We start from the raw sequence: 20,083 nt of genomic DNA, 5'->3' as shown, positions 1-20,083 counted from the left end.
TGTCTATATGCCTGATGACTATGAACAAGATGATGAGGAGCGCAGGGGAGGAAAATTGCCCGGCATGTTAACCGGGCAAAAGCAGATTAGGCGCAGATTTCGTAGCAGGGGATATAGGCAGAGCCCGGTAATTTCATACGATGCTGAGCAACGAAGCCCTGCAGCAGGTCGTCCATACGGCGCATCATTTCAGGATCGCCATGAATTTTATAAGGACCGTACGCCTCGATGGCGCGGATCCCGACCTCTTTCACGTTACCCGCCACGATGCCAGAGAAGGCACGACGCAGATCCGCAGCCAAAACTTCAACGGGCTGATCAGGGTAAAGTTTCAGGTTCGCCATATTTTCATGCGACGGTTCAAACGGGATCTGCAGATCCGGCGCGATACGGATAGACCAGTTAAAGCTGTAGGCATCGCCGGTTTCGCGACGGTTCTCTTTGACCAGCGGCATCGCTTTTTTCATCTGCCGCGCCACTTCCGCCGCGTCATCGATGATGATGCGATAGTGACGACGAGCCGCCTCGCCCAGCGTATGGACAATAAATTCATCCAGCACGCGGAAGTAATCTGCGCTCTCTTTCGGGCCGGTGAGGATCAGCGGCAGCACCTGATCCTTGTTCGCCGGGTGCATCAGAATGCCGAGCAAGTACAGCAGCTCTTCTGCGGTACCTACCCCGCCCGGGAAGATGATTATACCGTGCGCAATACGGACAAACGCCTCAAGGCGTTTTTCGATATCCGGCATGATAATCAGTTCGTTAACCAGCGGGTTAGGCGGCTCAGCGGCAATGATCGAGGGTTCGGTCATCCCGATAAAACGCCCCTCTTTGTAGCGCTGCTGGGCATGGCCTACGGCAGCCCCTTTCATTGGCGCTTCCATAGCGCCCGGGCCGCAGCCGGTGCAGATATTCAGTTCACGCAGGCCCAGTTGGGTTCCCACCCGACGGGCATACAGATATTCGGTTTCGTTGATGGAGTGGCCACCCCAGCAGACGACCATACTCGGCGCTTCGCCCACGTGCAGGGCACGGGCGTTACGTAAAATAGAAAAGACCAGGTTGGTAATGTGGGTCGAGCTTTCCAGATCCAGATGCTGGAATCGCCCGGCGTTGCTGATTTGGCCATTAACAAACAGGATGTCACGCAGCACCGCAAAGAGGTTCGCCTGCAGGGAGCGAATAATGCGCCCATCCACAAAGGCATCTTCCGGTGGATTAATCAGTTCCAGCTTCACGCCGCGTTCGCGACGCAGGACGTTAATGTCAAAACTTTCGAAGCGCGAGAGCAGCTCTTTGCTGTTATCGGTCAGGCTTCCGGAGTTCAGAACGGCAAGTGAACAGTTGCGAAACAGTTGATAAAGATCGCTGCTGGCCGTGCTTTTAAGCATGTCCACTTCCAGCTGCGACAACATATCCATAGAGCCAAGCGGGCTAATATGTGTAATCAAGTGAGCTCCTTATGGGACGTTTATCGTCATTCCCTGTTGATTACAATAGCCCTGGCTTATGACCTTTCACAACCTAAAGCGCGGAACAGACCGCGCATTATTGTGAAATTATTTACTTTACTGACGGACCAGGCGGCCGGTGGCCGGCACAAAATCGCTATTACTGCGCCATGGATTGATATCCAGGCCGCCGCGGCGGGTATAGCGGGCGTACACGCTCAGGGACTCTGGCTGACAGAAGTGCAGAATGTCATTAAAAATCCGCTCTACGCACTGCTCGTGAAATTCGTTGTGATGTCGGAAAGAGACGAGGTAGCGCAGCAGTTTTTCACGATCGATTTTGCCACCGCGATACTGAATCTGTACCGAGCCCCAGTCCGGCTGATGGGTGATCAGACAGTTAGATTTCAGCAGGTGGCTCACCAGGGTCTCTTCCACTACATCACCGCTGGCAGCATCTTGCAGATAAGCGGTGTCAAATTCGTAGTTGTCGATGTCGATGGCCTGCTCGTCGATACAGGTACCGTGCAGGTGAGCGATGGGCTGACCTTCCAGTTCATGCAGGCGATAGAGCGCCACCGTCACCTTACCCTGGGCGCAGGCGCTTAAATCGCGCTGCAAGGTTTCTTGTACCTCTTCCCAGCTCGTGAATCGCGTCTGATTAAAGCTATTGAGATAGAGCTTAAAGCTTTTGGATTCCACCAGATTCACGCTGGTGTAGTCCAGTTCGACATGGCCCACCGCTACTTGCGGCAGGCCGCGCGCATTGAGCCATGAAAGCTCGTACAGCGTCCAGATATCACCGCCATGGAAGGGGAGAGCATCTGCGCTCAGCCCCAGCGGATCGCGGTTCAGGCTACGCGGCACGCCCTGGAGCAGGCTGGCGTCATAGACATCACGATAATCGGTGGTTTTACCCAATGTTAAGCCCGTCAGGGCCTGATTTCCTTCGTAAGACATGTTTCATTGTCGCTTTAACGGTAAACTATAGAGCTGAGTGTATCCTGGCTTAAGTGAAGAGAGAAATCGGTGGAAAAAGAGATCGCAGCTGCCCTGAAGGGCTTTACCACACGTTATTGCGATGCCTGGCATGATCAAAAGGGGACCTGGCCGCAAAGCGAAGAGTACGTAGGGGTTCCCTCTCCGTGCATCATCAGCACCTGCGGCGGCGCGGTCATCTGGCAGCCGCAGCCTTTCACGGCTGAGCAGAATGTAAAGGGCATTGAACGGGCGATGGACATTGTGGTACAACCAGCCGTTACTGCTTTCTATACCTCACAGTTTGCCGGGGATATGGGCGCCAGATTTGGCAATTGCACGATGATGTTGCTGCAAAGCTGGAGCGAAACCGATTTCCAGCGTGTGCAGGAAAATCTGATCGGCCATCTGGTCACACAGAAACGCCTTAAGCTATCGCCTACGTTTTTTATTGCCACACTGGATAGCGAGCTGGACGTAATTTCCCTGTGCAACCTTTCCGGCGAGGTAATCAGAGAGACGCTCGGCACCCGCCAACGTGAAGTTCTCGCTAATAATCTTGCGGATTTCCTCAATCAACTACAGCCCGTAGTGTAATCCGGAATACTACTCGTCTTGTAAGAGATCTCTTACAAAGCTTGTGAGAGATCGCTGGAATCTTCTTAAGATAGTTTTTCAGACAATTCTTTTTATCTTCTTATAATCAACCATTTATATGGTAGCACACGCTGCTATTCACTTAGCGCCGCCTTCGTCAGGCTTACAGCATGCCTTGTAAGACGAAGCGGAATGGCGGATTCTATATTCGTTGACAGGAAGTCAACACCAGCAACGAACATCAGGATGATGGCGTTACTAAAGCAGGACACGTCAGGAAGGCGTTACAAGGAAGGCTTCTGGACGAAGCAAAGCGGAACACGCAGGACGCGTAAGGGACACCTCCAGGAAGGAGAACGAGAGCCGGTCAGGATGCCCGGTGGGTCAGGAAGGCCAGGACGTCTCAGGATGGACAATCACACCAGGACGGTGTGATGCAGGATGCAGCGGTAAACGGATGACCAGGCCTTCGGGTCAGAGGAAAAGTTGTCACGGATGAGCAGGGAGCACGAAAAGTAGCTGGATTGCTGCGAAACGAACCGGGAGCACTGTTTTTACAGTGCTCCCTTTTTTTATTTCTGCGCGGTCTTTGCTATGCTGCGCGCCGTTCAGATTTTCAGTGGAGGTGATATGACCCATCACGAAAGCGTGCGCGCGCAGTTGCACGCACTCGAAGCCCTAATGCAGGCGCAGCAGCTCTGGCAAACAGCGGCGCCAGCGCCAGAGGCGTTTGCCAGTACGCAGCCATTCTGCCTGGACACCCTTGCACCGTTTGAGTGGCTGCAGTGGGTAATGATCCCCCGACTGCACGCACTGCTTGATAGCGGTCATCCGCTGCCGCAAGCTTTTGCCGTTGCACCCTATTACGAAATGGCGCTGGATGCCGCCCACCCCGCGCGCGATGCGCTGCTGGCGGAACTCGAGGCGCTCGACGCCCTGTTCGGCGGCAAAGCATGATTGAAATCCTTTATCAGGATGAGTGGCTGGTGGCGGTGAACAAGCCCTCCGGCTGGCTTGTGCACCGCAGCTGGCTCGATCGCGATGAAAAAGTGGTGGTGATGCAAACCGTGCGCGACCAGATTGGTCAGCATGTGTTTACTGTCCATCGTCTCGATCGCCCTACCTCTGGTGTCCTGCTCATGGGGCTTTCCAGCGAGGCCGGGCGCCTGTTGTCGCAGCAATTCGAACAGCATCAGATCCAGAAACGTTACCACGCTATTGTGCGCGGCTGGTTAACGGAGACGGCGACCCTCGATTACCCGCTGGTGGAAGAGCTGGATAAAATTGGCGATAAATACGCGCGCGAAGACAAAGACCCACAGCCTGCGGTGACGCACTATCGCGGCTTTGCCACCACCGAAATGGCTGTGGCTACCAGTAAATTCCCCACTACCCGATACAGTCTGGTGGAGCTGGAGCCCAAAACCGGGCGCAAACATCAACTTCGTCGTCATCTGGCCCACCTCCGCCACCCGATTATTGGCGACAGCAAGCATGGCGACCTGCGCCAGAACCGCAGCGCCGCAGAACATTTTGGCTGCAATCGTCTGATGCTGCATGCCAGCCAGCTGAGTTTGACGCATCCCTTCACCGGCGAGCCGCTGGTTATCCGCGCCGGGCTGGATGAGGTATGGATGCAGGCCCTGTCACAGTTTGGCTGGCGTGGACAACTCCCCGAAAATGAAAGGGTTGAGTTTGCTGCCGCCAACGTTCAGGATGAACAGCAAACGCATTCAACGTAGGGAGTCATGTATGGCTGAGGTCGGAATTTTTGTCGGCACGATGTACGGCAACGCGCTACTGGTCGCCGAAGAGGCCGAGACCATCCTTGGTGAGATGGGCCATAAAGCGACGGTGTATGAAGATCCTGAGCTGGCCGACTGGCAGAAGTATCAGGGGCAGTTTGCGCTGGTCGTCACGTCCACTACCGGGCAGGGCGATCTGCCGGACAGTATTGTTCCGCTGTTCCAGGGGCTCAAAGATCTGGGATACCAGCCTGAGATGCGCTACGGCATTATCGCGCTCGGTGACAGCAGCTACGCCAACTTTTGTGGTGGCGGTAAGCTGTTCGATGCCCTGTTACAGGAGCAGAGTGCTAAGCGCGTGGGCGACATGCTGATGATTGACGCCGCCGAGCATCCTGAACCCGAGAGCGAATCCAACCCCTGGGTTGAACACTGGGGCACACTTCTCGGCTAAAGGCTGGCCCTCCCGCGCCGGGAGGGCTTTCTATTGCGTCAAGCGACCTGTTTCACATTCTTCTCTTTCTTCCCCCCACTTTTTCACTTCAGCCACGTTTCCGTGAACTGCCTTCCATTGGGTTGGGCTTATGCCAAAAACAACCTGCATGCGATCCGCCAATGTTGTGGTGTTGCACGGTGAGGGAGAGGTTGTCCCTTTCTTATACTTTTCTCGCCAGTTAAAAAATATGCAGCCAACAAGGCAAATATGACCTTGAGTACAAAAACTGCAAAACACTAACACGTCATTCTGATTACCCTACAGGTTGTGCTGTTCAGAATGAACGTAGCGATAAAAGCTATGATTCAGGAGTGCAACAATGAGTACATTTAGCCACGCGGCGAGCAGCGCTGAGAAGCGCACTAATGCTCGCTACTGGATAGTGGTGATGTTGTTTATCGTCACATCCTTTAACTATGGCGACCGCGCCACCCTGTCAATTGCCGGTTCAGAGATGGCAAAAGATATCGGGCTCGATCCCGTCGGTATGGGTTATGTTTTCTCTGCTTTCTCATGGGCCTATGTTATTGGCCAGATCCCCGGCGGCTGGTTGCTTGACCGCTTCGGCTCCAAACGCGTCTATTTCTGGTCCATCTTTATCTGGTCCATGTTTACCCTGCTGCAGGGGTTCGTCGATATCTTTAGCGGTTTTGGCATTATCGTTGCGCTCTTTACGCTGCGCTTCCTGGTCGGGCTGGCAGAAGCGCCATCGTTCCCGGGAAACAGTCGAATCGTGGCGGCCTGGTTCCCGGCGCAGGAGAGGGGAACGGCGGTGGCGATCTTTAACTCGGCGCAATACTTTGCCACGGTTATTTTTGCCCCGATCATGGGTTGGCTGACTCACGAAGTGGGCTGGTCGCACGTGTTCTTCTTCATGGGTGGACTGGGGATCGTAATCAGCTTTATCTGGCTGAAAGTGATCCACGAGCCGAACCAACACCCTGGCGTGAATAAAAAAGAGCTGGAGTACATTGCTGAAGGCGGCGCGCTGATCAACATGGATCAGAAAAGCGAGAAAGTAAAAGTACCGTTCAGCCAGAAATGGGGGCAGATCAAACAGCTCATCGGCTCGCGCATGATGATTGGCATCTATCTGGGTCAATACTGTATCAACGCCCTGACCTATTTCTTTATCACCTGGTTCCCGGTCTATCTGGTGCAGGCGCGCGGCATGTCGATTCTGAAAGCGGGCTTTGTCGCCTCTGTTCCGGCGGTCTGCGGCTTTATTGGTGGGGTACTGGGCGGTGTCATTTCCGACTGGCTGATGCGTCGTACCGGTTCGCTGAATATTGCGCGTAAAACCCCCATCGTACTGGGCATGCTGCTCTCCATGACCATGATCTTCTGCAATTACGTAAGCGCCGAGTGGATGATTATCGGCTTTATGGCGATGGCCTTCTTCGGCAAGGGCATCGGTGCGCTGGGATGGGCCGTCATGGCCGATACCGCGCCGAAAGAGATCAGCGGCCTGAGCGGCGGTCTGTTCAACATGTTCGGCAATATCTCCGGTATCGTTACCCCGATTGCCATTGGTTACATCGTGGGAACCACGGGCTCCTTTAACGGCGCGCTGATTTATGTGGGCGTTCATGCTCTGGTCGCCGTACTGAGCTACCTGGTGCTGGTGGGAGATATTAAACGTATTGAACTGAAACCTGTGGGAGAACGCGCCTGATGAACACTCAAGCAAGCCCCATTGTGACGGACATGCAGGTTATCCCTGTCGCCGGCCAGGACAGTATGCTGCTGAATATCGGCGGTGCGCACCATGCTTACTTCACCCGTAACATCGTGGTGCTGACGGATAACGCCGGGAATACCGGCGTCGGTGAAGCGCCGGGCGGCGAAGTTATTTATCAGACGCTGGTGGATGCCACTTCGCTGGTGGTAGGGCAAGAGGTCGCCCGCCTGAATAAAGTGGTGCAACAGGTACATAAGGGCAATCAGTCCGCAGATTTCGATACCTTTGGCAAAGGTGCCTGGACCTTTGAACTACGGGTCAACGCGGTGGCGGCGCTGGAGGCCGCGCTGCTTGATCTGCTGGGGAAAGCGCTGCATGTGCCGGTCTGCGAACTGCTTGGTCCGGGCAAACAGCGCGATGCGGTCACGGTGCTGGGTTATCTGTTCTATGTCGGGGATCGCAATAAAACCGATCTGCCTTATCTGGCGCATACGCCTGGCAGCCATGACTGGTATCACCTGCGCCATCAGGAGGCGCTCTCCAGCGAGGCCGTGGTCCGCCTGGCCGAGGCGGCGCAAGATCGTTACGGTTTTAAAGATTTCAAACTGAAGGGCGGCGTGCTGCCGGGCGAACAGGAGATTGACAGCATTCGGGCGCTGAAAAAGCGTTTCCCTGAGGCGCGAATCACCGTGGATCCTAATGGAGCCTGGCTGCTGGACGAGGCTATCGGGCTGTGTAAAGGGCTGGGGGATGTCCTGACCTACGCGGAAGATCCGTGTGGCGCAGAGCAGGGCTTCTCCGGACGCGAGGTGATGGCGGAATTTCGCCGCGCCACCGGGCTGCCGGTGGCCACCAACATGATCGCGACAAACTGGTGTGAAATGGGTCATGCGGTGATGCTGAACTCGGTCGATATCCCGCTGGCTGATCCCCATTTCTGGACCCTCTCCGGCGCAGTGCGCGTTGCGCAACTGTGCGACGACTGGGGCTTAACCTGGGGCTGCCACTCCAATAACCACTTTGATATCTCGCTGGCGATGTTTACCCACGTGGGGGCCGCCGCGCCCGGTAAGCCGACCGCCATCGATACGCACTGGATTTGGCAGGAGGGCGATGCGCGCCTGACCAAAAATCCTCTGGAAATTAAGAACGGCATGATTGCTGTTCCGGATGCGCCGGGTCTCGGCGTAGAGCTTGACTGGGATCAGATCCATAAAGCCAATGCGCTGTATAAAAAGCTGCCTGGTGGGGCGCGTAATGACGCAGGCCCGATGCAGTATCTCATCCCCGGCTGGACATTTGATCGCAAACGCCCGGCGTTTGGTCGCCACTGATTAAAAGGATTGAAATATGAGTACTTTTTCTACCCCTGTCGTCACCTCCATGCAGGTTATCCCGGTCGCCGGCCATGACAGCATGTTAATGAACCTGAGCGGCGCACATGCCCCGTTCTTCACCCGTAACATCGTGATCATTAAAGACAACGCTGGCCATACTGGCGTGGGTGAGATTCCGGGCGGTGAGAAGATCCGCAAAACGCTGGAAGATGCGATTCCGTTGGTGGTGGACAAACCGCTGGGTGAATACAAAAACATCCTTAACGTAGTACGTAGCACCTTTGCCGATCGTGATGCGGGCGGGCGTGGTCTACAAACCTTTGACCTGCGTACGACCATCCATGTGGTCACGGGGATTGAAGCGGCGCTGCTTGATCTGCTCGGTCAGCACCTGGGCGTCAACGTTGCCTCGCTGCTGGGCGACGGTCAACAGCGCAGCGAAGTGGAGATGCTGGGCTACCTGTTCTTTGTGGGCAATCGCAAACTGACCCCGCTGCCGTATCAAAGCCAGCCGGATGAGAAACTCGACTGGTATCGCATCCGTCACGAGGAGGCAATGACTCCGGATGCGGTGGTGCGTCTGGCAGAGGCAGCCTATGAAAAATATGGCTTTAACGATTTCAAACTGAAAGGGGGCGTGCTGGCTGGTGAAGAAGAGGCTGAGGCTATTACCGCACTGGCAAAACGTTTCCCGCAGGCGCGCGTGACGCTGGATCCCAACGGGGCCTGGTCGCTGGAAGAGGCCATCCGCATTGGTAAACAGCTGAAAGGGGTACTGGCCTATGCGGAAGATCCGTGCGGTGCCGAGCAGGGCTTCTCAGGCCGTGAAGTGATGGCAGAGTTCCGCCGCGCGACGGGCCTGCCCACCGCTACTAATATGATCGCTACCGACTGGCGTCAAATGGGGCACACGCTCTCGCTGCAGTCGGTCGATATTCCGCTGGCCGATCCGCACTTCTGGACGATGCATGGTTCCGTGCGGGTGGCGCAGATGTGTCACGAGTTCGGCCTGACCTGGGGTTCACACTCCAATAACCACTTCGATATCTCGCTGGCGATGTTTACCCACGTGGCCGCCGCGGCACCGGGGACGATTACCGCTATCGATACCCACTGGATCTGGCAGGAGGGGAACCAGCGTCTGACCAAAGAGCCGTTTGAGATCAAGGGCGGGATGGTGCAGGTGCCGTCGAAGCCGGGTCTTGGCGTTGAACTGGATATGGATCAGGTAATGAAAGCCCACGAGTTGTATCAGAAGCACGGGCTGGGCGCGCGTGATGACGCGATGGGCATGCAGTATCTGATCCCGAACTGGACGTTTGATAACAAACGCCCCTGCATGGTGCGTTAAGCCGCATGCCGGTTCCTGACGGGGCCGGCATCTCCTCCGATTATTCGGGTGTAAGCTAACGAGAGTTAACAGGCGTAAGGACGGCTTATGAAAATAGTGATTGCACCGGACTCATACAAAGAAAGTTTGAGTGCTCTGGCAGTCGCAACGGCGATTGAGCAAGGTTTTTGCGAGATTTTTCCCACGGCAGAGTACGTCAAACTGCCGGTTGCTGATGGCGGTGAAGGCACCGTCGAAGCAATGGTGGCCGCCACTCAGGGCGAAATTGTTCACGTGCGCGTAACCGGGCCGCTGGGCGAAAGCGTTGAGGGGTTTTATGGCCGCTCGGGTGACAAAGAGAGCGCCTTTATTGAAATGGCTGCGGCGAGCGGCCTTGAACTGGTTGCCCCTTCTCAACGTAATCCACTCAAAACCACCTCCTGGGGAACCGGAGAGCTGATCCGCCACGCGCTGGATGCGGGCGTTAACCATATCATTATCGGCATCGGCGGCAGCGCAACCAACGACGGCGGTGCCGGTATGGTGCAGGCGCTGGGGGCGAAACTTCTTAACGCGCAGGGTGAGCCAATTGGCCCCGGCGGCGAGGCGCTGGAGAACATTTCACGCATTGATATTAGCGGTCTGGATAAACGGCTGGCCGGGTGCCGCATTGATGTGGCCTGTGACGTGACCAATCTGCTCACCGGCAAGGAGGGGGCTACCGCCGTCTTTGGCCCACAAAAAGGGGCGACCCCTGAGATGATCGCGCGGCTGGATAAGGCGCTGGAACACTATGCGCAGGTGATCGCCCGGGATCTCGACGTTGATGTACTCAGCCTCGAAGGCGGGGGGGCTGCGGGGGGGATGGGTGCCGCACTCTACGCGTTCTGTGGTGCGCACCTGCGCCAGGGAATTGAGATCGTGACCGACGCGCTAGATCTTGATCGGCAGGTAGCCGATGCGGATCTGGTGATCACCGGTGAAGGGCGCATCGACAGCCAGACCATTCACGGCAAAGTGCCCGTCGGCGTGGCGAAAATCGCTAAACGTTACAACAAGCCGGTTATCGGCATCGCCGGCAGCCTGACTGCCGACGTGGGCGTAGTACATGACCACGGACTGGATGCCGTCTTTAGCGTCCTCTATACCATCTGCACGCTGGAAGAGGCGCTGGAAAACGCCAGCGAGAACGTTCGCATGACGGCCCGCAACGTTGCGGCGGCAGTGAAAGTGGGAATGGGAGCCTGAGCTCCCTTTGCTCCCGCTGGCGGTTACAACACCAGAATTTTGGTGGCTTCCCGCGTGACGTTATCCATCTCATCCAGCAGTTCCAGAAACTCAGGCTCCAGCTCGCTTTCCGGGGTGCCGGAACGTAATTGCTGTTCCAGTAGCTGACAGAGATTTTTCAGACGCGGTACGCCGCTATAGCCGCAGCTGCCATGCAGCTTATGGATGGCTTCAAGCAGATCCGGCGGATTTTCTCCAACCAGTTGTTCTTCCACCTTGTTGCGAATTTCCGGCAGGAAAGCGATCAGCATTTGCAGCATCTCCCTGGCGAGATCCGGTTTCCCCGCCGCCTGGCGTAATGCCAGCTGCCAGTCGAAGGTAGCGTTATTGTTTATCGCCGGCTCCGGGCTTTCAGGCGGGGCAATCCAGCTGGTGGTTGTCGGGCCGGGTTTGTAGCGCAGCAGCAGGCTATGCAGCTTCTCTTCATCGATCGGCTTGGCCAGATAGTCATTCATGCCTGCGCCGAGCAGCTTCTCCTTCTGCCCGGCCATCGCGTGCGCCGTAACGGCAATCACCGGCGTTTGCTGCTGGTGCGGCAGTTGGCGAATCAGTTCGCAGGCGCGGATGCCATCCATGTCGGGCATCTGAATATCCATCAGAATCAGATCAAACTGCATCTGCCGGGCGCGCTCCACCGCTTTTGCCCCGCTTTCGCACAGTTCAATATGCTGTACCTGATCTTCCAGCAGTACGCCAATGAGCTTCAGGTTTGCCGGGTTATCGTCCACCGCCATCACCGTCATCGACAGCTTGCTCTCATCGTTCACCAGCGGCACGGCATAGTGATTCAGACGACAATATTCAGTGAGTGCTGGCAACAGGCGCGTGGAGGTGAGGGGTTTTAACAGACAGGCCGCGGCGCCGTCATGCTTCAGCTCTTCGGCGTTAATCTGGGCGTGGCAGGGGAGAGCTAACAGCAGGTAATCGGTCATGGACGCAGCTTTTGCCAGCCGCTCCTGCTGCATGGTCAGTTCCCCGGTAATGGTCACCGGGATCCCCATCAGCAGAATATCGTAATGGTCTTCCGGCAGCGCCGAGAAGGTCGGGCTGTAAATCACCTCCAGCGGGGTGATGCTGAGCACATCCAGCGTGCTCTGAGCCGCGGCGGTATTCGGCTCAACGTAAGCCAGCCGCTTGCCCCGCAGGCAGTCCATGACCGGGCCATCGGTCACCACGTTGGGGTTAAGATCGAGATTGATATGGAACCAGAAGGTGGAGCCCCGGTTCGGCTGACTGTGGAAGGAGATATCCCCACCCATCTCTTTCACCAGCTTCTGGGTGATGACCAGACCCAGCCCGGTACCGCCATGGCGCCGCGAGATGCTGGCATCCGCCTGACGAAATGCCTGGAACAGCCGGGACTGATCGCGCTCAGGAATGCCAATGCCGGTGTCGCGGATCTGTACTTCAATCTGCACTTTAGTGTTACTGAGCGCGCGTTTCTCCACCAGGACGTCGATATTGCCGCTTTCGGTAAATTTAATGGCATTGCCCACCAGATTCGTGATCACCTGCTGTAGGCGCAGTGGGTCGCCAATCACGTTGTCCGGCACATCATTCTTGATGTTAAGCGTTAACTCCAGCCCCTTGTCATGGGAGGAGTGGGCCAGTAGCGTGACCACTTCATCCAGCGTGTTACGCAGCGGGAAGGGGATACTCTCCAGAATCAGCTTGCCCGCTTCCAGCTTCGAGAAGTCGAGCACATCGTTAATGATAGTCAGCAGGTTATTCGCCGAACGCTCGATGGTATGCAGATGATCGCGCTGGGTTGGATTAAGCTCCGTTTTCAGCGTCAGGCGGGTAAAGCCAATCACGCCATTCAGTGGCGTACGCAGCTCGTGCGACATATTGGCCAGGAACTCAGATTTAATGCGCGCCGCCTCCTGGGCACGCTTTTTGGCCAGATCCAGCTCGACGTTCTGGATCTCCATCTGCTCCAGGGTTTCACGTAAATCAGAGGTGGCCTGGTCAACGTTGTGCTGCATCTCCTCGTGGTAGGCAGCCAGCGACATCGCCATGGAGTTGATGCCGTTTTTCAACATATCCAGTTCGCCGAGCATAAATCCTTCAACGCGGCTATCAAGCTGACCCCGACGAATACGGTCAACGGTGTTCACCATGTTGCGGATAGGGCTGGTCACGTCGCGCATCAGGCGCCAGCCAAAGATCAGGGCGATACCGATACAGAAGAGCATCATCACCGAGGAGATGAAAATTTCTTTGTACTGCTGGAGCCGCACGGACTTAAGATCCAACTCCAGCGCCACATATCCCAGCATATTACTGCTGGTTTTCGCATCCGATACGGCGGATTCATCAGGCGAATAGCTTTCGGAGATAATCGGGGTACGTAAAATCATAGTATCGCCACGGCGCACCACGCTCAGCCTGCGGGGAAACGGCGTGTTATCCGGGATTTTCAGCGTGCCAGGATCAAGGTGGAAATTTGAGGTCACGAACAGACGGTTATGTTCGTCATAGACGGAAATGGCTCGCACGATCTCCGAATGACGCCGGTGTAACACGCTAATAAGCTGGCCGATTGACTCGCGATTTTGCAAGTTCATACCGTATTCACTGGAGACGGCCAGCGGTTCGATAATGCTGGCTCCTGCGTCTTCCAGCTGACGCTGCAGGTCATGATAGCGGTGCACAACAAAGAAGATGCTCAGAAGCAAACCGATGAGAACGGTCGGGGCGAGGATCAAAATCATCATGCGCGCACGCAGGCTGTAGTTGGTCATGGAGTTCCGTTATGGGACAATTAGAGTCAATAAGTTCATACGAGATAAATCCCGACAATGGCGCAATTCTACTCTGCAAAGCGACGCGTGACGACGCGTCAGATCATAACTGTTGATGTCACCGACCTTGATCCCTTCGGTCAGGGCGTGGCGCGCCATAACGGTAAGGCGTTATTTATTCCGGGTTTGTTACCGGGGGAACGGGCGGAAATCACCCTGACGGAAGAGAAACGTCAGTATGCCCGCGGCCAGGTAAAACGCCGCCTGAATGATAGCCCCGAACGCGAAATCCCGCGTTGTCCGCACTTTGGCGTCTGTGGCGGTTGCCAGCAACAGCATGCCAGCATTGCCCTGCAAGAGAAAAGCAAAAGCAGCGCGCTGGCGCGTTTATTGAAAAATGAGGTCAACGAGATTATCGCCGACACGCCCTGGGGCTATCGGCGTCGTGCGCGGCTCAGCCTTAACTATCAGCCGAAAACAGAACGCCTGGAAATGGGTTTTCGTAAAGCCAACTCCAGCGATATTGTTGACGTCAAACAGTGCCCCGTTCTTGCGCCCCAACTTGAGGCATTGCTCCCCGCGGTGCGCGAATGTCTCTCCGGACTGGAGGGTGTGCGTCATCTCGGCCACGTAGAACTGGTGCAGGCGAACAACGGGCCAATGATGGTCTTGCGCCATACCGCGCCGCTCAGTGCGAAAGATCGCGAAAAACTGGAACGCTTTTCGCATTCCCATCAGCTTGCGCTTTATCTCGCTCCGCAAAGCGAGATACTTGAGCAGCTTAGCGGTGAAAGCCCCTGGTATGATTCAGACGGGCTACGCTTAACGTTCAGCCCACGCGATTTTATTCAGGTCAACGACGGGGTTAACCAGCAAATGGTGGAGACCGCAATGGCCTGGCTTGACGTTCAGCGTGACGACCGGGTACTGGATCTGTTTTGTGGGATGGGTAACTTCACCTTGCCGCTGGCTACGCGGGCACAGAGCGTGGTGGGGGTCGAAGGGGTGGCAGCGCTGGTGGAAAAAGGGCGTGACAATGCCCGTCACAATGAGCTGAACAACGTGACATTCTTTCATGAGAACCTGGAAGAGGATGTCACGCAGCAGCCCTGGGCGAAGCACGGTTTCGATAAAATCCTGCTCGACCCGGCACGCGCTGGCGCGCCTGGCGTGATGCAGCATATTATTAAACTCGCGCCAACGCGCGTGGTTTATGTCTCCTGCAATCCGGCGACGCTTGCCCGGGATAGTGAGGCATTATTGCGTGCGGGTTACCAAATTACGCGTCTGGCAATGCTGGATATGTTCCCGCACACTGGACACCTGGAATCCATGGCGTTGTTTGAGCACATCGATTAGTTTCGGCTTGTCGAATTCGACAGGCACGGTCCCAAAAGGAGAGGACAATGGTTGCGGTAAGAAGTGCACATCTCAATAAAGCTGGTGAGTTTGACCCACAAAAATGGATCGCAAGTCTGGGGATTTCCAGCCAGCAGTCGTGTGAACGCTTAACCGAAACCTGGGCCTATTGTCTGCGCACCACCCAAGGGCATCCCGATGCCGAGCTGCTGCTGTGGCGCGGCGTAGAGATGGTGGAGATCCTCTCCATGCTGAGCATGGATATTGACACTTTGCTCGCCGCCATGCTCTTCCCGCTGGCCGACGCCGAGGTGGTCTCCGAAGAGGTGCTGCGCGAAAGCGTCGGGAAGTCGATCGTCTCGCTGATACACGGCGTACGTGACATGGCGGCTATCCGCCAGCTTAAAGCAACCCATACCGACTCCGTCTCTTCCGAACAGGTCGATAACGTTCGCCGTATGCTGCTGGCCATGGTGGATGACTTCCGCTGCGTGGTCATTAAGCTCGCCGAACGCGTGGCCCATCTGCGCGAAGTCAAAGATGCGCCGGAAGACGAACGCGTGCTGGCGGCGAAAGAGTGCACCAATATCTATGCGCCGCTGGCGAACCGTCTGGGGATCGGCCAGCTGAAATGGGAGCTGGAGGATTACTGCTTCCGCTACCTGCATCCGGCGGAATACAAACGTATCGCTAAGCTGTTGCATGAACGCCGTATCGACCGCGAACACTACATTGAAGAGTTTGTCGGCGGCTTACGTAAGTCGATGAAAGAAGAGGGCGTGAAGGCCGAAGTCTATGGCCGGCCGAAGCACATCTACAGCATCTGGCGCAAAATGCAGAAAAAGCATCTCGCCTTTGATGAGCTGTTTGATGTGCGCGCCGTGCGAATCGTTGCCGAGCGTTTGCAGGACTGCTACGCTGCGCTGGGGATTGTTCACACCCATTACCGCCACATGCCGGATGAGTTCGACGACTACGTCGCGAACCCGAAACCGAACGGCTACCAGTCGATCCACACCGTGGTGCTGGGGCCGGGCGGCAAACCGGTGGAGATCCAGATCCGTACCAAACAGATGCACGAAGAGTCCGAATTGGGCGTCGCCGCGCACTGGAAATATAAAGAGGGCACCTCAGGCGGGGCGCGTTCCGGCCATGAAGATCGCATCGCCTGGCTGCGTAAGCTGATTGCGTGGCAGGAGGAGATGGCCGACTCCGGCGAAATGCTGGATGAGGTGCGCAGCCAGGTCTTTGATGACCGGGTCTATGTCTTTACGCCGAAGGGCGACGTGGTGGATCTTCCCGCAGGATCGACCCCGCTCGATTTTGCCTACCATATTCACAGCGATGTAGGCCATCGCTGCATCGGTGCCAAAATTGGTGGCCGTATCGTGCCGTTTACCTATCAGTTGCAGATGGGCGATCAGATTGAAATCATCACCCAGAAACAGCCGAACCCCAGCCGTGACTGGCTCAACCCGAACCTGGGCTATGTCACCACCAGCCGGGGACGGTCGAAAATCCACGCCTGGTTCCGTAAACAGGATCGTGACAAAAACATCCTCGCCGGCCGCCAGATTCTGGACGATGAGCTGGAGCATTTAGGTATTCACCTGAAAGAGGCGGAAAAACACCTCCTGCCACGCTACAACTTCAACGAGCTGGATGAGCTGCTGGCCGCCATCGGTGGGGGCGACATCCGTCTTAACCAGATGGTCAACTTCCTGCAGGCCCAGTTTAATAAGCCGAGCGCGGAAGAGCAGGATGCGGCAGCACTGAAACAACTGCAGCAGAAAACCTACGTGCCGCCGCAGCACCATAGCAAGGATAATGGCCGGGTGGTGGTTGAGGGCGTGGGGAATCTGATGCACCACATTGCCCGCTGCTGTCAGCCCATTCCCGGCGACGAAATTGTGGGCTTTATCACCCAGGGGCGCGGGATCTCCATTCATCGCGCGGACTGCGATCAGTTGGCAGAGCTGCAATCCCATGCGCCGGAACGCATCGTCGATGCCGTCTGGGGTGAAAGCTACTCTGCGGGTTATTCGCTGGTGGTGCGGGTCTCCGCCAATGACCGCAGCGGTCTGCTGCGCGATATCACTACCATTCTGGCGAATGAAAAGGTCAACGTTCTCGGGGTTGCCAGCCGCAGCGATACGCGTCAGCAGCTGGCCACCATTGATATGACCATCGAAATTTATAACCTGCAGGTGCTGGGCCGCGTGCTCGGTAAGCTGAACCAGGTGCCGGATGTGATTGACGCGCGTCGTCTGCACGGCGGCTAATCCTTCTTTTTTGTAAGCCGGGTAGGGCGCGCTCGCTCACCCGGCTCTTTTTTTATCAGGACAGAATTATGACTCAAATCGACCGCCTGCTTGGCATCATGCAGCGCCTGCGCGACCCGGAAAATGGCTGCCCGTGGGACAAAGAGCAGACCTTTGCCACCATCGCACCTTATACCCTGGAAGAGACTTACGAAGTGCTGGATGCTATCTCCCGCGAAGATTTCGACGATCTGCGCGGTGAGCTGGGCGACCTGCTGTTTCAGGTGGTCTTTTACGCCCAGATGGCGCAGGAAGAGGGGCGTTTTGATTTTAACGACATCTGTGCGGCCATCAGCGACAAGCTCGAACGCCGTCATCCGCATATTTTTGGCGACGCGACGGCCGAAAACAGCAGCGAGGTTCTTGCCCGCTGGGAACAGATCAAAAGTGCGGAACGCGCTGAAAAATCACAGCATTCTGCACTTGATGACATCCCCTTAAGCCTGCCCGCGCTGATGCGCGCCCATAAAATCCAGAAGCGTTGCTCCACGGTAGGGTTTGACTGGACCACGCTTGGCCCGGTGCTCGACAAAGTGCATGAAGAGATCGATGAAGTTATGCACGAAGCTAACCAGGCGGTCGTTGACCAGGCGAAGCTGGAAGAGGAAGTTGGCGATCTGCTCTTCGCCACGGTAAATTTATCGCGCCATTTAGGGGTAAAGGCCGAGACGGCACTGCAAAAAGCGAACCTGAAGTTTGAACGTCGGTTCCGCGAAGTAGAACGCATTATTGCGGCGCGCGGCCTGGAAATGACCGGGGTTGACCTTAATGCAATGGAAGAAGTCTGGCAGGAAGTAAAACGCCAGGAAACTGATCTCTAACGGCTTTTTGCGACCAAGCGCAATTTGTGTGATTTTTTAAATGACAAGCGCTTGATTTGCGTCAAAAACATTTACCCAAAAGGGGCTATTTTCTCACTCCTTATGTTTGTCATGGCCTGGAATGGAGACGGAGAATGAAAGTTTGTGGCGCTCGCCGTGTTCGGGTATACTACTTTCCCGTCCTGGTTATTCCATCGTTTCACCCTAACTTCTCAGGTTCAGCATGACAACGAACTATATTTTTGTGACCGGCGGGGTCGTATCCTCTCTGGGTAAAGGCATTGCCGCAGCCTCCCTCGCAGCCATTCTTGAAGCCCGTGGCCTCAATGTGACCATGATGAAACTGGATCCGTACATCAACGTCGATCCTGGCACCATGAGCCCGATCCAACACGGGGAAGTGTTCGTTACTGAAGACGGCGCCGAAACCGATCTGGACCTGGGTCACTATGAGCGCTTCATTCGCACCAAAATGAGCCGCCGCAACAACTTCACCACTGGCCGTATCTATTCTGACGTTCTGCGTAAAGAGCGCCGTGGCGACTATCTGGGCGCAACCGTTCAGGTTATCCCGCACATCACCAATGCCATTAAAGAGCGCATTATCGCGGGTGGCGAAGGCCACGACGTGGTGCTGGTGGAAATCGGCGGTACCGTAGGGGATATCGAGTCCCTGCCATTCCTGGAAGCAATTCGTCAACTGGCGGTGGATATCGGTCGTGAACACGCGCTGTTCATGCACCTGACGCTGGTGCCGTACATGGCGGCTGCCGGTGAAGTGAAAACCAAGCCGACCCAGCACTCTGTTAAAGAGCTGCTCTCTATCGGTATTCAGCCAGACATCCTCGTTTGCCGCTCCGATCGTGCGGTGCCAGCGAACGAACGTGCGAAAATTGCATTGTTCTGTAACGTGCCAGAAAAAGCCGTTATTTCAATGAAAGATGTCGATTCCATTTATAAAATTCCAGGCCTGTTGAAATCTCAGGGGCTGGACGATTATATTTGTAAACGATTCAGCTTGAACTGTCCGGAAGCTAACCTGTCTGAATGGGAACAGGTTATCTATGAAGAAGCGAACCCGGCAGGCGAAGTGACTATCGGTATGGTTGGCAAGTACATCGAACTGCCAGATGCCTATAAGTCCGTTATCGAAGCGCTGAAACACGGTGGTCTGAAGAACCGCGTCTCTGTAAACATCAAGCTGATTGATTCGCAGGATGTTGAAACACGCGGCGTTGAAATTCTGAAAGATCTGGATGCGATTTTGATCCCAGGCGGCTTCGGCTACCGTGGTGTTGAAGGCAAGATCGCCACCGCACGCTATGCGCGTGAAAACAATATTCCTTACCTCGGCATCTGCCTGGGTATGCAGGTTGCGCTGATCGAATTTGCGCGCAACGTAGCGGGGATGGAAAACGCGAACTCTACGGAATTTGTGCCAGACTGTAAGTACCCTGTTGTGGCGCTTATCACCGAATGGCGCGACGAAGAAGGTAACGTCGAAGTCCGTACCGAGAAGAGCGATCTGGGTGGCACAATGCGTCTTGGCGCACAGGCCTGCCAGTTGACCGATGATAGCGTGGTTCGCAAGCTGTACGGCGAGCCGACCATCACCGAGCGCCATCGTCACCGCTATGAAGTCAACAACATGTTGTTGAAACAGATTGAAGCCGCGGGCCTGCGTGTTGCGGGCCGCTCCGGGGATGATCAGTTAGTCGAGATCATCGAAGTGCCGAACCATCCATGGTTTGTTGCCTGTCAGTTCCACCCGGAATTTACTTCAACCCCGCGCGATGGACATCCGCTGTTTGCCGGCTTCGTGAAAGCCGCCAGCGATTACCAGAAGCGTCAGGCGAAGTAAAAAAAGTTAGAACGGCAACGCGTACCTTTGGTACGCGTTGTTTGTCTGGAGTTTTAGTTTAACTTGTACTGAGGA

The 20,083-nt window shown here is 55.7% G+C and carries 15 protein-coding genes; 12 read left to right on the top strand and 3 right to left on the bottom strand.

What is annotated here, in order from left to right; genetic code table 11:
* Positions 1–86 precede the first annotated feature (86 nt).
* Together ppnN and queF are read right to left on the bottom strand one after the other, a co-directional pair.
* A complete protein-coding gene (gene ppnN, locus JZ655_RS16620) occupies positions 87–1,451 on the bottom strand; it encodes a nucleotide 5'-monophosphate nucleosidase PpnN (protein ID WP_046887071.1) in 1,365 nt (454 codons plus the stop codon).
* Between the two features lie 117 nt (positions 1,452–1,568).
* The gene (gene queF, locus JZ655_RS16615; protein ID WP_040074231.1) at positions 1,569–2,411 is read right to left on the bottom strand and encodes an NADPH-dependent 7-cyano-7-deazaguanine reductase QueF; all 843 of its coding nucleotides are present in this window, start codon (positions 2,409–2,411) and stop codon (positions 1,569–1,571) included.
* A gap of 69 nt (positions 2,412–2,480) precedes the next feature.
* Here queF and syd point away from each other — a divergent pair, with 69 nt between their 5' ends.
* The 8 genes from syd (at position 2,481) to JZ655_RS16575 (ending at position 10,863) form a co-directional block, all read left to right on the top strand.
* Positions 2,481–3,026: a SecY-interacting protein gene (syd, locus tag JZ655_RS16610; protein ID WP_207292330.1), complete on the top strand. Its 546-nt coding sequence runs from the start codon at positions 2,481–2,483 to the stop codon at positions 3,024–3,026.
* Positions 3,027–3,656: 630 nt separating this feature from the next.
* Positions 3,657–3,983: a YqcC family protein gene (locus tag JZ655_RS16605; RefSeq protein ID WP_040074233.1), complete on the top strand. Its 327-nt coding sequence runs from the start codon at positions 3,657–3,659 to the stop codon at positions 3,981–3,983.
* Positions 3,980–4,768: a tRNA pseudouridine(65) synthase TruC gene (gene truC, locus JZ655_RS16600; RefSeq protein WP_046887068.1), complete on the top strand. Its 789-nt coding sequence runs from the start codon at positions 3,980–3,982 to the stop codon at positions 4,766–4,768. Before JZ655_RS16605 ends, truC begins: the two co-directional genes overlap by 4 nt.
* Before the next feature lie 10 nt (positions 4,769–4,778).
* Positions 4,779–5,225: a flavodoxin gene (locus tag JZ655_RS16595; RefSeq protein ID WP_040074235.1), complete on the top strand. Its 447-nt coding sequence runs from the start codon at positions 4,779–4,781 to the stop codon at positions 5,223–5,225.
* A 361-nt stretch (positions 5,226–5,586) separates the two neighbouring features.
* The gene (gudP, locus tag JZ655_RS16590) at positions 5,587–6,942 is read left to right on the top strand and encodes an MFS transporter (protein WP_207292329.1); all 1,356 of its coding nucleotides are present in this window, start codon (positions 5,587–5,589) and stop codon (positions 6,940–6,942) included.
* A complete protein-coding gene (locus JZ655_RS16585) occupies positions 6,942–8,282 on the top strand; it encodes an enolase C-terminal domain-like protein (protein ID WP_207292328.1) in 1,341 nt (446 codons plus the stop codon). Before gudP ends, JZ655_RS16585 begins: the two co-directional genes overlap by 1 nt.
* 16 nt (positions 8,283–8,298) lie before the next feature.
* Positions 8,299–9,636, top strand: coding sequence for a glucarate dehydratase (gudD, locus tag JZ655_RS16580; protein WP_040074238.1), 1,338 nt, complete (start codon positions 8,299–8,301; stop codon positions 9,634–9,636).
* Between the two features lie 87 nt (positions 9,637–9,723).
* A complete protein-coding gene (locus JZ655_RS16575) occupies positions 9,724–10,863 on the top strand; it encodes a glycerate kinase (RefSeq protein ID WP_207292327.1) in 1,140 nt (379 codons plus the stop codon).
* 23 nt (positions 10,864–10,886) lie between these two features.
* Here the strand turns inward: JZ655_RS16575 and barA are convergent, their stop codons facing one another.
* Positions 10,887–13,646 (bottom strand): two-component sensor histidine kinase BarA, encoded by a 2,760-nt coding sequence (gene barA, locus JZ655_RS16570; RefSeq protein ID WP_040074240.1) that lies wholly within the window; start codon positions 13,644–13,646, stop codon positions 10,887–10,889.
* 57 nt (positions 13,647–13,703) lie between these two features.
* Between barA and rlmD the strand changes: the two genes are divergently transcribed.
* The 4 genes from rlmD (at position 13,704) to pyrG (ending at position 20,008) form a co-directional block, all read left to right on the top strand.
* Positions 13,704–15,005, top strand: a complete 1,302-nt coding sequence (gene rlmD / locus JZ655_RS16565) for a 23S rRNA (uracil(1939)-C(5))-methyltransferase RlmD (protein WP_207292326.1) — start codon at positions 13,704–13,706, stop codon at positions 15,003–15,005.
* 47 nt (positions 15,006–15,052) lie between these two features.
* Positions 15,053–17,287, top strand: coding sequence for a GTP diphosphokinase (relA, locus tag JZ655_RS16560; RefSeq protein WP_046886160.1), 2,235 nt, complete (start codon positions 15,053–15,055; stop codon positions 17,285–17,287).
* Positions 17,288–17,355: 68 nt separating this feature from the next.
* Entirely contained in the window at positions 17,356–18,147 is a 792-nt protein-coding gene (gene mazG / locus JZ655_RS16555) for a nucleoside triphosphate pyrophosphohydrolase (protein WP_207292325.1), read from the top strand.
* 223 nt (positions 18,148–18,370) lie between these two features.
* The gene (pyrG, locus tag JZ655_RS16550) at positions 18,371–20,008 is read left to right on the top strand and encodes a glutamine hydrolyzing CTP synthase (protein ID WP_040074244.1); all 1,638 of its coding nucleotides are present in this window, start codon (positions 18,371–18,373) and stop codon (positions 20,006–20,008) included.
* Positions 20,009–20,083: the final 75 nt, after the last annotated feature.

It is taken from the genome of Leclercia pneumoniae, from assembly GCF_017348915.1.
In the GTDB taxonomy this organism is placed as follows: domain Bacteria; phylum Pseudomonadota; class Gammaproteobacteria; order Enterobacterales; family Enterobacteriaceae; genus Enterobacter; species Enterobacter pneumoniae.
This window is presented reverse-complemented; position numbering and strand designations above follow the sequence as displayed.

What these genes read in the sequence shown, in the direction of transcription:
- queF (WP_040074231.1), bottom strand. Translation starts at nt 2,411, where the DNA reads ATGTCTTACGAAGGAAATCAGGCCCTGACGGGCTTAACATTGGGTAAA.
- JZ655_RS16605 (WP_040074233.1), top strand. Translation starts at nt 3,657, where the DNA reads ATGACCCATCACGAAAGCGTGCGCGCGCAGTTGCACGCACTCGAAGCC.
- truC (WP_046887068.1), top strand. Translation starts at nt 3,980, where the DNA reads ATGATTGAAATCCTTTATCAGGATGAGTGGCTGGTGGCGGTGAACAAG.
- JZ655_RS16595 (WP_040074235.1), top strand. Translation starts at nt 4,779, where the DNA reads ATGGCTGAGGTCGGAATTTTTGTCGGCACGATGTACGGCAACGCGCTA.
- gudP (WP_207292329.1), top strand. Translation starts at nt 5,587, where the DNA reads ATGAGTACATTTAGCCACGCGGCGAGCAGCGCTGAGAAGCGCACTAAT.
- JZ655_RS16585 (WP_207292328.1), top strand. Translation starts at nt 6,942, where the DNA reads ATGAACACTCAAGCAAGCCCCATTGTGACGGACATGCAGGTTATCCCT.
- gudD (WP_040074238.1), top strand. Translation starts at nt 8,299, where the DNA reads ATGAGTACTTTTTCTACCCCTGTCGTCACCTCCATGCAGGTTATCCCG.
- JZ655_RS16575 (WP_207292327.1), top strand. Translation starts at nt 9,724, where the DNA reads ATGAAAATAGTGATTGCACCGGACTCATACAAAGAAAGTTTGAGTGCT.
- barA (WP_040074240.1), bottom strand. Translation starts at nt 13,646, where the DNA reads ATGACCAACTACAGCCTGCGTGCGCGCATGATGATTTTGATCCTCGCC.
- rlmD (WP_207292326.1), top strand. Translation starts at nt 13,704, where the DNA reads ATGGCGCAATTCTACTCTGCAAAGCGACGCGTGACGACGCGTCAGATC.
- relA (WP_046886160.1), top strand. Translation starts at nt 15,053, where the DNA reads ATGGTTGCGGTAAGAAGTGCACATCTCAATAAAGCTGGTGAGTTTGAC.
- mazG (WP_207292325.1), top strand. Translation starts at nt 17,356, where the DNA reads ATGACTCAAATCGACCGCCTGCTTGGCATCATGCAGCGCCTGCGCGAC.
- pyrG (WP_040074244.1), top strand. Translation starts at nt 18,371, where the DNA reads ATGACAACGAACTATATTTTTGTGACCGGCGGGGTCGTATCCTCTCTG.